The organism is Ekhidna sp. (assembly GCF_039940915.1).
In the GTDB taxonomy this organism is placed as follows: domain Bacteria; phylum Bacteroidota; class Bacteroidia; order Cytophagales; family Cyclobacteriaceae; genus Ekhidna.
Genome location: NZ_JBDVFO010000001.1, coordinates 563,918 through 579,628, shown reverse-complemented (window position 1 = coordinate 579,628; position 15,711 = coordinate 563,918). Strand labels below are relative to the sequence as shown.

The following is a 15,711-nucleotide window of genomic DNA, read 5'->3' as shown; positions in this document are numbered from 1 at the left end:
ATCCTCCCCGCATGTAGCCACTTAGCGGCCAAATTTTAAATACGAATTAGTGAATTTTAATCAACTGAGGATAATCATTGTTTTTAATGGCTAGGATATGCTTAGTTGGTACTAAATGTGCCCTGCGGAATGGCTGGACAATGGTTTCAAAATAGAAGGGTATATGATCTAAAGAGCAGAAGTAGGCACCTTGTTATATTTATGATAACTATCCTTGTTTGGTAAACATCATTTAACACTAAAGAAGCAAGCCTAAATCTCAACCGATGAAAAAGAACAACCTACTCTTAATTACAGTGATTGCCTCTCTTGGAGGACTATTGTTTGGTTACGATACGGGAGTAATCAATGGTACTCAATTTTATTTTAGCAAGTATTTTGAGCTTACCGATGGAATGAAGGGAAACATTGTGAGTAGCGCACTCTATGGATGTGTTTTCGGAGCAGTATTTTCAGGTTTTGTCAGTGGGTGGATTGGCAGAAAAAAGTCCCTAATTATATCTGCATTATTATTCACGATTTCAGCTTGGGGGTCAGGACTGCCTTCTTTCCTCCCAGAAAGTTTAAACCTTCTCATATTTTTCCGATTTATTGGCGGTGTAGGAATTGGAGTTGCTTCAATGAATGCGCCAATGTACATAGCTGAAATCTCGCCGAGTGCTAAAAGAGGTAAAATGGTGACGTTTTATCAAATGGCGATTGTTACAGGGTTCTTCGTTGTATTCCTAGCTACCTATTTAATAGGAAACTCTGGAGATATCGCCTATCGAATCGCTTACGGCTGGAGGGTCATGTTTTGGTCAGAATTAATCCCCTGTGGCCTATTTCTAATTCTTCTCTTTTTTGTGCCCAAAAGCCCTAGATGGCTAGTCTTAAAAGGACGAAACGAAGAAGCTAAGGAGCTACTTGAAAAAATGCATGATGCAGATGTGGCCGCTAAAGAATTTAATCAGATAACCGAGTCGGTTGAAAAAAGCGAAACATCATCATTGAGCAGTTTGATAAAGAAGCCATTCTTGTTTATCGTGCTTGTCGGTACTTCCTTGTCGGTATTGCAGCAGTTTACAGGAATTAATGCAGTGCTATACTATGGTGCCGATATTTTTGAAAAAGCATTGGGCTTTGGTGAGGAAGATATTTTGGTGCAGCAAATACTACTTGCGGGAGTGAATTTTGGGTTTACTTTTTTGGCCATGTTTACAGTGGATAAGTGGGGGAGAAAGCCACTCATAATAGCAGGGTCGGTGGGGATGATTGTTGGTTTTGGTATGTTGAGCTTTACGCTAATGACTGAGACAGTCGGTCTGCTTTCATTGTTAGGCATCCTAATCTTCATTGGGTCTTTTGCCATGTCTATGGGGCCAGTTGTTTGGGTTTTACTCTCAGAAATGTTTCCAAACAGAATTCGCGGGATCGGTATGTCGATTGCGGTTGCCGCACAATGGCTATTCAATGGAATAGTTGCTCAGACATTCCCACGTGTGATGGGTAGCGAGTTGAATAACAGCGCACCATGGAATGGGTCTTTGCCTTATTTCATTTTTATGGGATTCATTGCATTCACCATTTTCCTAACGATGAAATTCATACCAGAAACAAAAGGTAAGTCCCTCGAAGAATTAGAGAATGTATGGGAGCATTGATCGTGAATGACTGGGATCAATAATTCACATGCCTGTCAATGACTTCTGGATGAATATCATCAATCGTGACGAGAATAGCCGTTTCTTCCACATCTCCAAAATCCGGGTTTTGAGCGGTACCGAAGGTCATCATGGTTGAAGATAAGCTCATGTAGATATTGATCAATGGAGGAACAAATTCACCACGTTCTTTCAAGAGTTTATTCAGGAGTTTGAAGCCATCCTGGTAGCTCATTCCTTCCGCAAAATGCGCTTTAAAAAGCGTGTCATTGAAGTCTGCTAGAAGCTCTTCCTTGGGCCGGCATAAGTTGAGTTTGTTTGGAAAATAGTGTTCCATGAAAGAAAGTAAGATGTCACGCGCTTCAGTATTGTAGCTGGTATACATGGTCACTTTCCCAAAGAAGTATTTAATATCTGGATATTGAATGGTCAAGCAACCAAGCCCATCCCAGATGTTCATCAAGGCGAAAAGACCTTTTCTGGGATTAATGGATGGTTGATAGTTAGGCTGTACCCATGACCTACCCAACTCAATGGATGAAGGGAGAAACTCCTTTTTCATCTGGTCTGAAAAATCAAAATAGTGTGCGGTTGACAATTCGAATTCACCGGATTCTGGATTTAGCGCGCGTTCTCCTGTTATGAATCGATAGCCACCGATGATTTCACGTTCTTCTGGACTGTAGACAACCAACTGCTCATAGCATCTTTCGCTCATGTCTGCGTCATCAATGTCTACTTCTTCACCTGTGCCACCACCGGCATAACGAAACGAAACCTCACGCAAACGTCCAATCTCTCGCATGGTATTGGGAGCGTTGTGATGGTTGATAATGTATATTTTGTTGTTCCCTTTATTGGTGTCTCGCACAAACCGATCACTATTCAGTTCCTGTTCTATCAGTTCTCTCTCTACAGGCTGTATAATATCAACTGGGTGGCTCATTTATGCTTTTTGACTTCTTTTTAATTTATAAACTTCTTCCTTCATCCATTGCGCCCATTTAACATCTGACTTGTCTGGGGTAAACGTTTCAGGTAAAACAGGATCGCCTATGACAATGTTTACCTCTTTATTTTCCTGTTTGAAAAGCTCGTCTACAAGAAAGAACATTTCGACATTCAATTTAATGCCTAAAAATTTGCGAATCCTGGCCAAACGATAGAAACGCTTGGTCAGCTGCCCATCTATGTGCACTGGGATCATCGGCTTCCCATACTTTTTGGCTTTCGTGACAAACGTCTTTTTCCACTCCAGATCCATGATTTCTCCATCGATCTTCCTGCTTACCAATCCAGCCGGGAAAAGAAAGGTAGCAGTACCTGTGGCGAACTGTTCCTCCACTTTTTGCAGAGACTGTGCAGCATTGCGTCCCACTTTATTTACCCCTACAAATTTTTCTCTGAGGTTTGTTAAAGCCATGAGCAAATCATTGACGATAAAGGTAATGTCAGGTCGCACCTCTTTGAGCAAATGCATAATGGTAATGGCGTCCATCCCACCGAAAGGATGATTCGCAACAAAAATGCAACTTTGAGGGAAGGGAGGTATTCGCTCAACACCGGTAATGCTGAGTTTTTGATTTAGCTCTTTTACAGCAGCCTCACAAAATTCAAAAGCATCTGCATCTCTGTTTTCCCACATAAACCTATTTACCCGCTTCTGATGAATGATCCGTTCAACCCATCGTATCAGAAAACCTGGTAGCCACTTTAGCAGCGTCGGATTTTTATCAGCAATTAACTTTCGAACTTCAACAAACTTTTTCATGGCCAAAAGCAATGATAAAAGGGTTTAGGCAAAAGGCGTATTAATCCTTCGTTAAAATTGGAGCCTCCAGATCAAAATTCAGTATCACTACTTTTCCAGTCAGTGCCTGAAGCATCGGTCGCAAGACTCCATGTGCATTATCCCTAGCTTGCTCCAGTATGCCTGACGCTAGCGATGCATCTTTTATTTCTTGCTCAGCAACCTTATACAATTCCTGAATGAAGTTTTTTTGCTCATCGGCTCGCATGTAATCAATTTGCAAATCATAAAGGCGAGACTTTTCAAGATCAATTTTAAAGTAGCAAATTTCCGGAGCAGGCAGTTGGAGAAAAAGAGTATCACCAGTTTTGGAAAAATTAATGTCGGCAGCATTTATTTTCTGAAAATCTATGCAACCAACAGCACTGCCCTGACTGATCAGCACGCCCTTTGAATCTGGCACAGGCTTATATTTGAAGATTTTCAAATCAATCTCGCCAGCAATTTTCTTTACTTCTGTCACCTCCTGAAAATTGTATTTTACAAGTTCCATCTTACCCATTTGCTCTACGCGGGTTAAGATGGTGTTTGTTTCAACCTGTGTAATTCTTTCTCTGGAGAAATTCATTTTCTCTTGAATGAGCATCCAGGAGAGCAATCCCACCGTGAGTAGCCAGGGAAGTATCTTCAAAACCAGTTTAGCAAGATTGATCATTGGTTTAAGATAAGAAATTTTATCTCTTCAATGTTATATCGTAATATTGCGATAGTGAAAAAATATATAGCAGAATTGATTGGCACTTTTTGCTTGGTTCTGGTGGGAGCAGGGTCTATCGCGATAGATTTACCTCACTTATGGATATCCATTGCTTTCGGAGCAATAGTCACAGCAATGATCCTATGTTTTGGAGGTACTTCAGGTGCACACATTAATCCAGCTGTGAGTATAGGTTTTTACTTTTTTCAAAAGAATAAAGAGGTGTTGCTGTACATTCCTTTCCAGTTGGCAGGAGGAGTGCTTGCAGGTCTTTTGCTATTGGTTCTGCTTCCTTCAAATCCGACATATGGAGAGACAATGCCCGTGAGTGGAGTTTGGCTGACGATGCTCATTGAAATCTTCATCACATTCGTTTTAATGATTTCCATTTTGGTGGTGATTCAGACCAATGCACTTAGAATCATTGCTCTGGTAGTTGGTTTTGTAGTATTTCTTGCAGCTTTTTTTGCAGGGCCATTCACCGGTGCTTCAATGAATCCTGCCAGATCGTTTGGACCGGCAATCGTATCAGACACACTTGGAGTGCTGTGGATATATTTTCTCGCTCCTGTAATTGGAGCAATTATGGCGGTACCTTTTTTTAAACTTTTTAAGAAAACCAGAACCAAATAAATTATTCATCGTAATATTACGATATGGGAGTTAGCAAAACAGATTTATTCACAGAACAACAAAATGAATTGGCATTGGTAGCTAAGGCATTTGCTCATCCTGCAAGGGTAGCAATTTTGGAACATCTGATTAAGGCTAATCAATGCATAAACAGTGATTTGGTTGAAGAACTGGGTCTGGCGCAAGCAACGATTTCTCAACACTTGAAAGAATTAAAAAATGTCGGTCTTATCAAAGGAACTGTGGAAGGAACATCCATGTGCTATTGCATAAACTCGGATGTTTGGAATGGTGTCAAGCAAAGACTGCAAGGACTCTTAGACAGTTACAATCCGGCAGATTGCTGTTAAAAAAATTTGAACAATTCAATCGTAATAATACGATATAACGATGATAAAATATGACATAAAAAGTCGCAACCTAAATGATAGCCTGGTTTTTTACAGAGCCTTGTTCAACAAGATGCCAGATCTGCTGAGTTTGGATTATTTACGATTCAATACAGATCAATTTCAGCTTGAAATAACTGAAGGTATTAGCAATACGAATCAAACACTGCTCATGGAGATCAATGATGGGAATGACCTGAAAGCAATCCACAATAGGATGAGCAGATTCCTGTCTAAGGAGCGACTAAAAGAAGACTGTGAGGTAATTCAGGAGGCTATCGGATTAATAGATCCTGATGGAAATCACTGGAGGGTTGGAGATCCGAATACGGAGGTACAATTCGAGAAATGCTATGTAACACACTAAAAACAATTATTATGGAACAATTTAAATTTCACGTAGGGCTCAACGTCTCAGATGTCGAGCAAACCACAAATTTCTACCAGCGACTATTTGGCCAAGAGCCAGTCAAAGTAGAAAAAGGATACAGCAAGTTTGAGCTTGAAAATCCCGGATTAGTCATTTCATTCATTGAATCGGAATCGCCGAGTCCGCAGTTTGGACATATGGGTATTCGCGTCAATTCCAAGGAAGAGCTAGCAGAGAAAAGGCAAGAACTTGAAGCGTTGATGAAAATCGAACTGGAAGAGACCAATACGTCATGTTGCTTTGCAGTTCAGGATAAGTTTTGGGTAAAAGATCCCGACGGTTATGAGTGGGAAGTCTATCATTTTTTAAAAGATGATGATAAAATGGGGGGTCGCCAGGAGATCACCGATGAAAAGAAAGATCTGGTAGGATGTTGTTAATTTCGAGGGGCCTTGGCCCCTTTTTTAATTATGAATCAGAAAATCCAAAATTACATTTCATCCCTTGACTTGGAGGTTGAAGAATCACGTAAGCCAGTGCTTCAGCAGTTGGCTGAATATATTCGAGGCAATACGTACCCCCAACTGAATTTCATTTGTACACATAATTCCAGAAGGAGCCATTTAAGTCAAGTCTGGGCTCAAGTCTTTGCTCATCAAGAAGGTATTCAAGTGTCAACATTCTCCGGAGGAACAGAGGCGACAGCTTTTAATCCCAACGCGGTATCAGCATTAAGGAGAGCAGGCTTAGCCATTTCAGAAGCCGCAGGAGACAACCCAAAGTATCAAGTGTCATTTGATGACCAATTAGAACCAATGATCTGCTTCTCCAAGACATTTGATGATCTGGTAAATCCCAAGACTGATTTTGCCGCAATTATGACGTGTTCTGAAGCGGATGCGGATTGTCCGTATGTACCTGGTGCGGATACCCGCATTAAGCTTTTTTATAAGGATCCAAAGATATCAGATGGTACGCCAGAAGAGCGGCAAACATATGATGCTAGATGTGCTCAGATAGCCAATGAAATGCGGTACATTTTTTCATCAATTAAATCGTAAAAAAAGAATCCTTTTGGCGTGGTTAGTGTTTAACATTAAAACAATACGATCATGCCAATTCCAGCTTATCTTTCGCTTGCCATTCCAGACGTTGATCTTCCACGAATTGTGATTGTTGGAGGAGGCTTTGCAGGCCTTAATTTGGCTAAATCCTTAAGAAAAGCTAAGGCACAAATTGTTCTCTTAGACAAGAATAATTTTCATACGTTTCAGCCGCTTCTTTACCAAGTCGCTACCGCAGGTTTGGAGCCAGATTCAATAGCTGGCCCACTCAGAAAGTCTTTCGAAGGGAATCCCAACTACTTTTTTCGGATGGTAAAGGTCACTGGCGTTGATGCCGAAAAAAATGAAGTGGTGACCAGTATTGGCAGTTTGTCTTATGACTACCTCGTACTTGCCAACGGGTCTGTTACGAATTATTTCAACAAGAAAGATTTTCGTCCGAAAGTTTTACCTCTTAAGCGGATTGTTCATGCACTGGATGTGAGAAGTCACATTCTTCAAAACTTTGAGCAAGCTGTGATGACGCAGGATCAAAATGAGTTCGAGAAAATGATGAACATCGTTGTAGTAGGTGGTGGACCAACCGGTGTGGAAGTAAGCGGGGCATTAGCAGAACTCAGGAGGTTCATCCTTCCAAAGGATTACCCTGATCTGGATTTCTCCAAAATGAAGATTCATTTAATAGAAGGATCAGGACGACTACTCAATGGAATGAGTGACTTTGCAGGGATAGAAGCACTGAACTACATCAAAAAAATGGGTATCGATGTGCAGTTGAATACATTCGTTGAAGATTATGATGGAGATACGGTAACACTTAATAGCGGAACCATCGAAACAGCAACAGTAGTATGGTCAGCCGGCGTTAGAGGAAATGTGGTGGAAGGTCTTGACGCTACTTCAGTAGAAAAGAGTCGAATTTTGGTTGATGAGTTTAGCAAAGTCAAAGGAACGAAAAATGTGTTTGCCATTGGTGACGTTGCAATGATGCAATGTGAGGATTTCCCGAATGGCCACCCGATGGTAGCCCCTGTAGCGATGCAGCAAGGACGGCACCTGGCAAAAAACCTGAAAAATGTTGTTCAGGGCAAGGAATCACAAGCATTTAAGTATTTTGATAAGGGGTCAATGGCAACCATTGGGAAGAATAAGGCAGTAGTGGATATGCCAAATGGCATGCACTTCAAAGGATTCTTGGCTTGGTTAATTTGGATGTTTGTACACATCATGTACCTGATTGGTTTCAGGAATAAACTCATCACAGTCAATAACTGGATATGGAGTTATTTCACCTACGACAAGGGAACAAGGTTGATCATCCGTACATTCAATCGTAAATTTCTGAGGAGGCCGACGGCTGTTAACAAGATTTAACACCGAAAATCCTTCGTTTTTTCCTTACTTCAAATGGTTCTTTAATATTTGAACTCAAATCATATTTTTGCAAGCGCAAACACAAACGAAAAAAATGGAAGAGCAAGTACTAGATAAAGATCTTCAAAAGGAGCACCAGCAGAAAATCCAAAAGGTAATTTCTGAAGTGGGTAAAGTAGTGATTGGTCAAGAGTACATGGTCAATCGACTATTGGTTGGTCTTTTCACTCAGGGGCATATCCTTTTAGAAGGAGTACCGGGACTGGCAAAAACGCTGACGGTCAATGCACTCGCAGATGTTCTGAAACTTGACTTTCAACGAATTCAGTTTACGCCAGACCTACTTCCAGCAGATTTAGTAGGTACCATGATCTACAATCAGCAAAAGGCTGAGTTCGAAGTAAAAAAAGGCCCAATTTTCGCCAATTTAATTTTGGCGGATGAGATAAACAGATCTCCAGCTAAGGTGCAATCTGCCCTATTGGAGGCCATGCAGGAAAAGACGGTATCTATTGGAGAGACTACCTACAAATTGGATCGCCCATTTTTGGTACTAGCTACGCAAAACCCAATCGATCAGGAAGGAACGTATCCACTACCGGAAGCACAAGTGGATAGATTCATGCTAAAAGTACATATCGATTACTTGAGCAAGGAAGATGAAATGGAAGTGATGCGAAGAATCTCGAATATGGGCTTTAACCCGCAGTTAGAGACGGTTCTTACCAAAGAGGATATCTTCTCCATTAGAAATGAAATTAATCAGGTAGCAATTTCAGAATCAATCGAAAAATACATTATTGAGTTGGTGTTTGCCACAAGAAATCCACTTGACTATAAGCTCAATGATGAGGCACAGTACATCCAGTTTGGAGCGTCACCGAGGGCATCTATTAATTTAAATCTTGCAGCCAAAGCGATGGCTTTCTTCAATCAACGTGATTATGTATTGCCGGAAGACATAAAAGAAATTGCTGATGATGTACTTAATCACAGAATACTACTAAACTATGAAGCTGAAGCTGATGAAGTGAATACGCACGACATCATCAAATCGATCTTATCAAAGGTCAGCATCAGCAACTGACTGATACCATAAAGCAAAAAAGCCTATCAGAATTGCTCTGATAGGCTTTTTTTGTTTACAACCTTCCGCTCTGTTAACACTGCGGTAATATTCCTAATATGAGTTTAATAGAAAAGCGCATTCTTTAACGCATTCATAACAGTCAAACCGACATCAGGTAATATCTAAATTTCACATTTGCGATACAAATTGATCTATCAAGAATATTTAAATCGCAAAAACGAAATGAAAAAATTATTTGCTATCGCAATGTTGATCTCAGGAACCCTAATGATGGTTTCTTGTGGAGATGATGATGGTCCTACCTTGTCTGATAAAGAGCTACAGGATGCTGCAATAAAAGCAGTTGCAGATGCAGTTGGAGAAAAAGTATCAACAGACGCTACTGCAAGTGGAATAGCTGCAGATAATCCCAATTTCGATTGGACTCTTACCAATAATGCAGCTCGAGTAGATGCTGTGTCTGATACGATGAAATACACGGCTAATATTTCTCAGGATGTTACTTGGTCTGCAGATGTTGTACACCAGTTGGACGGAAGAATCACTGTGCTGGATGGAGCAACACTAACCATTGAAGCTGGAACCGTAGTTGTAGGTAATGAAAACCTCCAAGGGGTAAATGCAGCTGTACTTATGATTGCCAGAGGAGGTAAACTAATGGCCATGGGAACAGCAGCAAATCCGATCATCATGACATCTACTGCAGACAATGGTGAACTCACTGCCGCAAACAAAGGACTATGGGGAGGATTGGTTGTTCTTGGAAATGCTCCTATTTCTGAAGAAACAGTGCCAGCGCAAATTGAAGGTGTACCTGCCAATGATACCAATGGACTTTATGGAGGCTCAGATGCTGCCGACAACTCAGGAACAATCCAGTATGTATCTATCAGACATGGTGGAGCAGTAATCGATGCGGCTGCCGGTGATGAGATCAATGGTTTCACCCTAGGCGGTGTAGGCTCCGGTACAACAATCCATCACATCGAAGTATATGCTAACAGTGATGATGGAGTAGAATTTTTCGGAGGTAATGTAGATATGGATTACGTGGTGGTTACTCAAGTAGGAGATGATGCAATTGATATCGATCAATCATACTCTGGCAAAGTTTCCAATTTCTTGGTTACAGTAGATAACGATTCTGATGAAGGTCTTGAAATCGACGGAAGAGAAGGCGATCTACTTGGAGGTACGGATGATAACTTCACACTTACAAATGGAACCATCCAGGCCTCTGGTGATGCCAATATCACCTGTGACTTCAAATCAAAAGCTAGAGGAACGGTAAGCAACTTAAATGCGAACGGTGGCCTAATAAAGTTGTCAGCTTCTTTCGATACAGAAACACTTGAATCAAAAGAAGATGCCGCTCAGAATGTGATCGACGGAAATCTTGTGTTCACATCAGTGAATGCTACTTTCTCAATCTACACAGACGATTTTGATCAATAGTATTGATATAAACACATTTAGACCAATGAGCACCTTGATTTATTCAAGGTGCTTTTTCCCTTTTAACAAAAAATATTACATATAAGGGATTTAATTTTTTTTGAAATGAAAAACATTACACTTTTTACTTGTCTACTACTATTTGTAGGACTATCATCATTCGCTCAAGATGGATTCTTGAGGGGAAAAGTATTAGATGAAACAACAGGAGAGGCATTATTTGGTGCAACAGTCCTGAAGCAGGGTACCACTCTTGGAGCTGTGGCCGACTTTGACGGGAATTATAACTTGTCACTGCCTGGAGGGACGCATACCATTGTTTTTCAGTCCGTGGGATTTTCTAATGTGGTGATTCAGGATGTTAAGATAGAAGCTGGTGAGGCCACCGTTGTGGACATGGTGATGAAGGAAGATGTTCAACAGCTGGGAGAAGTAGTCGTGACTGCCGAAGTGGTCCGAGACAATGAGGTAGGCGTGTTACTCGTTCAGAAAAAATCAATCAATACTCTGGACGGTATTTCATCTGCAACGTTTAGAAAAATTGGGGATAGTGACCTTTCGGGTGCAATGAAAAGAGTAACTGGGGTATCCATACAAGGAGACAAGTATGTTTATGTTCGAGGACTAGGCGATCGATATACAAAGACTTCCATCAATGGGATGATCATTCCAGGATTGGATCCCGACAGAAATGATGTCCAGATCGATATATTCCCAACCGGAATTCTTGAAAATGTTCTTGTTTATAAAACGTTTACTCCGGATCTAACAGGATCTTTTACCGGAGGGCTTATCGACATTCAAACCAAGAGTTTTCCAGATGAGAAAAGCACTTCTGTTACATTCGGTTTTGGATTCAATCCAGACATGCATTTCAATTCGGATTATTTAAGCTATGGTGGCTCTTCAACGGATAAGTTCGGTTTTGACAATGGACAAAGAGAATTGCCTGTCGCTGAAAATGCCGAAATACCACAGAACAATGAAACCACTAATCTTTTCGATCCGACCCTGGCAGGAACACGAAATACAAGCTTCATGAATACAAGCTTTTCATTTAGCCACAGAAATCAAATTGTTGGAAAAAAATATACTTGGGGTTACAATGCCTTATTCACCTATAGAAACAGGATCAATTACTTTCAAGGCTTTGAGAGAAAAGGATACGAAAGAGATGCAACAGGTGACAATGTTGAGCTCATAAGGGACTTCACTGCAAAAGGTGACTTGTCATCAAATGAGGTACTTTGGAGCGGCTTGGTTTCAGTAGCAGCTAAAACAGCAAAATCGACTATCGGGACAAGCTTTATTCATATTCAAAGCGGAACTAGTTCAGCACTTGACCGAACCAGAAACAACAGCTCACTGAATAACCCAACGTTTCTTTACAATGACATTCTTACCTATACGGAGCGACAAATGTTCAATAATATCCTCTTCGGTAAGCACCAATTAAGCGATAGACTCAAGCTTTCTTGGGCCAATTCATTGATTTTCTCAAAACAATATGAGCCTGATTATCGAGTGACATCAATCAACGAAGATGATGGGCAGCTAGGTTTCCGAAATGGAGGCTTGATCAACCGCTTTTGGAGAAACCTATCTGAAGTAAATGAAAGCTTCAGAGTTGACCTCAATTATGAACTGAACAAGAAGATTAAAATCAAATTTGGTGGCGCCTATACCTATCGAGACAGGGAATTCGATGTGTTCACCTATTCGTACGGAAACCTACTTTCAAGCAATGTAGATAGTTCAAATCCAAATGATTTATTGCCTAACAATGTGATTAGCCCAGAGCGACCAAATGGCTTGTTCATTCAGAACTCCACCAACGCCAACGACGCGTACGATGGGACACTTAACCTAAGTGCTGGTTACATAATGAATGAAATGGAGATTACGGATAAGTTAAAATCAATCTATGGAGTTAGACTGGAGTCGGTCAATATGTTTTATACTGGAGTTGTGAAGCAAGATGATGGATCCAGTGCGCTAGTAGAAGATCAAAAAATACTGAGCGAGACTAATTTATTGCCCTCTTTAAGCTTGATCTACAACGTAAATAAAGACATGAACTTGAGGGCGTCATTCAATAAAACACTGGCCAGACCTTCATTCAAAGAAAAATCGGAAGCTTTGATTGCTGATCCAATAACTGAGATAATTTTTATTGGAAACATAAACACCAAGCAAGCGGAAATTTTAAACTATGATTTGAGATGGGAGTATTTCTTCACACCAGGTGAGATGGCTTCATTGTCGTTTTATTACAAAGATTTTACCGATCACATTGCATTGGTAGCTTTTGACGTTGCGACAAACCAGGTAACACCAAGAAATGTAGGATCAGCAGTTGCTTACGGTACTGAGTTCGAATTTAGAAAGCGATTAGATTTCATTGGAGAAAGGTTTGATAACCTGACGATTGGAGGAAACTATTCATACACGATTTCAAAGGTGGATCGAACCACAGTAACAGTTAGTGAAACTGGCGCAAATGAATTTGAAAGCGAGATTAATTTCAGAGGATCAGCAGAAGGAGTGGATAGATATAGGAATTTGAGCTTACAAGCTCCATTTGCTATCAACACCTTCTTAAACTATGAGATGCCGAATCAAAATTTGTCAGCAAACTTGTCTTACAACGTACAAGGAGAAACGCTGACATATGTGAGCGGTGCCAGAGTGCCAGATGTTTACACGAAACCTTTCCACTCACTAAACTTCAAAGTCTCTAAAAACCTCACAGATAAGTCTATTCTGAGTTTACGTGTGACAAACATATTGAACGACTCAAACGAGCTTGTATACAAATCAGATGGAGATGAGGAATTATTTTCAATGCGAAATCCTGGAAGATTATTTACAATGAAATACACATATAACTTTTAACCAGAAGGTTGTCGTAAATCAAAATAAGCCTCGAGAGAGGCTTATTTTTTATCTTAACTTTTTTCAATTTTCTTAATCCGGTCTTTGAGTTTTCGATTGGTACGCTCCAGAGCAGCAATTTCTTTTATTAATTCTTGTTTTCTGCTGTCAGTTACAGCATCTCTATACTCACCTCCAATTTTTTCCGATTTTTCTTGATTCTTCTCAATCTGATTTAACAAAGCCTCTATGTAGAATTTCTTCTTAAAATCAAGTAGCATCGAATGGGCTTGCTCCTTGTAAGTTTCGTTTGATAGACCCAGAAAAAAATCAGCTCCGCCTTTGCCGTCACTCGTTTGAGTATAAACCACCAGATCGACATTTCCGTCCGTTCTTTCCGAAGGAATGGTCACCTTATAATAGGTTTTCATGTTTAGTGGATTGCCAAACTCGCGTGCATATTTCCACCAACCCTTGCGCACATCTTCCCATGCAAAATCAAAACTTGTGACGTAACCAGTTAATGACTTACCTTCCAGAGATAATTGAGAGGAAGTAGCCTTTGAGGAATACTTTTTTTGTGCAAAAGTGGCTGTGAATACGAACAAAAGAACGTATCCAAGAGTATGTTTATAAACGATTTTTCTCATGTCTTCAACAAATCTAAACGACCCAATCAAAACGGTACTTATCACAGGTGGAACAGGCCTTGTTGGGGAAAAACTCAGTGAGCTGCTTTCCTTAAAGAGCTATAAAGTCACACATCTGTCAAGGAACCCAACGCAAAAACACTACCATACATTCTATTGGGACCCAAAAAAAGGTGAAATTGAGGATGAAGCAATTACTTCAGCCGATGCAATCATTCACTTGGCTGGCGCTGGTGTTTCGGATAAAAGGTGGTCAGAAGATTGGAAGAAGGAAATATACAATAGCCGAATTGACTCTACCCGACTACTGAAAAACAAAGTAGCGAAACTCAATCCTAACCTGAGACATTTTATATCTGCCTCCGCCATAGGATATTATGGATGGGATACAGGCGATAGGCTGGTGGACGAAACCTCGCAGAGAGGAGACGGATTTCTGGCCGATGTGGTAGTTGATTGGGAGAAAGAAGTGGACACATTTGAAGAATTAAGTATTCCTGTATCCAAGATTCGGATTGGAATTGTGCTCAGTGAAAAAGGAGGAGCATTGGTTGAATTGATGAAGCCGATTAAACGATATGTCGGTGCGCCATTATCACCAGGGGATCAATTCATGAGTTGGATTCACATGAAGGATTTATGTGGAATTTTTGTACATACACTTGAAAACTCCAACAGCGGTATTTTTAATGGTGTAGCTCCAAACCCACATACAAATAAAGAATTTACAGAACAGGTTGCATCTCAGTTAAAAAAGCCACTTTGGCTGCCGAATGTTCCTAAATTTGTACTTCGATTGATTGTTGGAGAAATGGCAGATATATTAGTGGGGGGCAATCGAGTGTCCAGTAGAAAAGTAGAAAGGACGGGATTTAATTTTCAATTTGCTACGTTAGATGATGCGCTACAAGATTTACTACACTGACAATGGAAGAAAATAAGAATATAAGCAAGGAAGAAGAAGCACGAATACTAGAAGCTTTCAAAGAAAAGAATTGGAACGAAATCAAGAGTGCAGACTCGTGGGTGATCTTCAAGGTGATGGGTGAATTTGTTCAGGGTTTTGAAAAGATGGCCAAGATAGGACCTTGCGTATCCATTTTTGGGTCTGCACGAACTCAACCGGACAATAAATACTATAAAATGGCCGAGGAGATTGCAGCTAAAGTGGTTCGCCACGGATACGGTGTAATTACCGGTGGAGGACCAGGGATAATGGAGGCAGGGAATAAGGGAGCAAATGCTCAAGGAGGAAAGTCCGTTGGCTTAAACATTGACCTTCCCTTTGAACAAAGCAATAACATTTACATAGACATTGATAAGAACATTGATTTTGATTATTTCTTTGTTCGAAAAGTGATGTTTGTAAAGTACTCACAAGGGTTCATTGTTCTGCCTGGAGGATTCGGGACAATGGATGAGCTGTTCGAAGCTCTCACCTTGATTCAGACCAAGAAAATAGGGCAATTCCCGATAGTTTTAGTAGGCAGAGAATATTGGACTGGACTGGTAGACTGGCTTAAGAAAGTGATGTTAGAGATGGAGGGTAATATTAGCCCTGCCGATCTCGACCTTTTCAACGTTGTAGACACTGCAACTGAAGCTGTGGATGTCATTGATGACTTCTATAGCAAATACAACTTAAGCCCTAACTTCTAATTA

General features: G+C 40.5%; 16 protein-coding genes. 12 read left to right on the top strand and 4 right to left on the bottom strand.

The genetic code is table 11. The features are described from left to right. The first annotated feature begins 266 nt into the window (after positions 1 to 266). The gene (locus ABJF57_RS02650; protein WP_462231508.1) at positions 267 to 1,643 is read left to right on the top strand and encodes a sugar porter family MFS transporter; all 1,377 of its coding nucleotides are present in this window, start codon (positions 267 to 269) and stop codon (positions 1,641 to 1,643) included. A 16-nt stretch (positions 1,644 to 1,659) separates the two neighbouring features. Here ABJF57_RS02650 and ABJF57_RS02645 read toward each other — a convergent pair whose 3' ends face one another. The 3 genes from ABJF57_RS02645 to ABJF57_RS02635 are packed head-to-tail and all read right to left on the bottom strand — an operon-like array spanning position 1,660 to position 4,108. Next, the gene (locus ABJF57_RS02645; RefSeq protein WP_462231510.1) at positions 1,660 to 2,589 is read right to left on the bottom strand and encodes a GNAT family N-acetyltransferase; all 930 of its coding nucleotides are present in this window, start codon (positions 2,587 to 2,589) and stop codon (positions 1,660 to 1,662) included. Beyond that, positions 2,590 to 3,414 (bottom strand): 1-acyl-sn-glycerol-3-phosphate acyltransferase, encoded by an 825-nt coding sequence (locus ABJF57_RS02640; protein WP_462231512.1) that lies wholly within the window; start codon positions 3,412 to 3,414, stop codon positions 2,590 to 2,592. It abuts the gene before it with no gap. Between the two features lie 40 nt (positions 3,415 to 3,454). Next, positions 3,455 to 4,108 carry a DUF4230 domain-containing protein gene (locus ABJF57_RS02635; protein WP_462231514.1) on the bottom strand — a complete coding sequence of 218 codons (654 nt, stop codon included), beginning with the start codon at positions 4,106 to 4,108 and terminating at the stop codon, positions 3,455 to 3,457. A 54-nt stretch (positions 4,109 to 4,162) separates the two neighbouring features. Between ABJF57_RS02635 and ABJF57_RS02630 the strand changes: the two genes are divergently transcribed. The 9 genes from ABJF57_RS02630 (at position 4,163) to ABJF57_RS02590 (ending at position 13,420) form a co-directional block, all read left to right on the top strand. Continuing rightward, positions 4,163 to 4,783, top strand: a complete 621-nt coding sequence (locus tag ABJF57_RS02630; protein WP_462231516.1) for an MIP/aquaporin family protein — start codon at positions 4,163 to 4,165, stop codon at positions 4,781 to 4,783. A 23-nt stretch (positions 4,784 to 4,806) separates the two neighbouring features. After that, positions 4,807 to 5,133, top strand: a complete 327-nt coding sequence (locus ABJF57_RS02625) for an ArsR/SmtB family transcription factor (protein ID WP_462231518.1) — start codon at positions 4,807 to 4,809, stop codon at positions 5,131 to 5,133. A gap of 40 nt (positions 5,134 to 5,173) precedes the next feature. Further along, the gene (locus tag ABJF57_RS02620) at positions 5,174 to 5,539 is read left to right on the top strand and encodes a VOC family protein (RefSeq protein WP_462231520.1); all 366 of its coding nucleotides are present in this window, start codon (positions 5,174 to 5,176) and stop codon (positions 5,537 to 5,539) included. Positions 5,540 to 5,550: 11 nt separating this feature from the next. Next, positions 5,551 to 5,982 (top strand): ArsI/CadI family heavy metal resistance metalloenzyme, encoded by a 432-nt coding sequence (locus ABJF57_RS02615; protein ID WP_462231522.1) that lies wholly within the window; start codon positions 5,551 to 5,553, stop codon positions 5,980 to 5,982. A 30-nt stretch (positions 5,983 to 6,012) separates the two neighbouring features. Then, positions 6,013 to 6,603, top strand: coding sequence for an arsenate-mycothiol transferase ArsC (locus tag ABJF57_RS02610; protein WP_462231524.1), 591 nt, complete (start codon positions 6,013 to 6,015; stop codon positions 6,601 to 6,603). A gap of 51 nt (positions 6,604 to 6,654) precedes the next feature. Continuing rightward, positions 6,655 to 7,980, top strand: a complete 1,326-nt coding sequence (locus ABJF57_RS02605; protein WP_462231526.1) for an NAD(P)/FAD-dependent oxidoreductase — start codon at positions 6,655 to 6,657, stop codon at positions 7,978 to 7,980. A gap of 94 nt (positions 7,981 to 8,074) precedes the next feature. Further along, positions 8,075 to 9,067, top strand: a complete 993-nt coding sequence (locus tag ABJF57_RS02600) for an AAA family ATPase (RefSeq protein WP_462231528.1) — start codon at positions 8,075 to 8,077, stop codon at positions 9,065 to 9,067. A gap of 225 nt (positions 9,068 to 9,292) precedes the next feature. Beyond that, positions 9,293 to 10,525, top strand: coding sequence for a hypothetical protein (locus tag ABJF57_RS02595; protein ID WP_462231530.1), 1,233 nt, complete (start codon positions 9,293 to 9,295; stop codon positions 10,523 to 10,525). 105 nt (positions 10,526 to 10,630) lie between these two features. After that, positions 10,631 to 13,420, top strand: a complete 2,790-nt coding sequence (locus tag ABJF57_RS02590; RefSeq protein ID WP_462231532.1) for a TonB-dependent receptor — start codon at positions 10,631 to 10,633, stop codon at positions 13,418 to 13,420. Between the two features lie 53 nt (positions 13,421 to 13,473). Here ABJF57_RS02590 and ABJF57_RS02585 read toward each other — a convergent pair whose 3' ends face one another. Then, positions 13,474 to 14,049, bottom strand: coding sequence for a hypothetical protein (locus ABJF57_RS02585; RefSeq protein ID WP_462231534.1), 576 nt, complete (start codon positions 14,047 to 14,049; stop codon positions 13,474 to 13,476). Between ABJF57_RS02585 and ABJF57_RS02580 the strand changes: the two genes are divergently transcribed. Beyond that, on the top strand, positions 14,048 to 14,974 hold the full coding sequence (locus tag ABJF57_RS02580) for a TIGR01777 family oxidoreductase (protein WP_462231536.1): 927 nt from the start codon (positions 14,048 to 14,050) through the stop codon (positions 14,972 to 14,974). The two genes, ABJF57_RS02585 and ABJF57_RS02580, sit on opposite strands and share 2 nt — an antisense overlap. Before the next feature lie 2 nt (positions 14,975 to 14,976). Continuing rightward, positions 14,977 to 15,708, top strand: coding sequence for an LOG family protein (locus ABJF57_RS02575; RefSeq protein WP_462231538.1), 732 nt, complete (start codon positions 14,977 to 14,979; stop codon positions 15,706 to 15,708). Positions 15,709 to 15,711 lie beyond the last annotated feature (3 nt).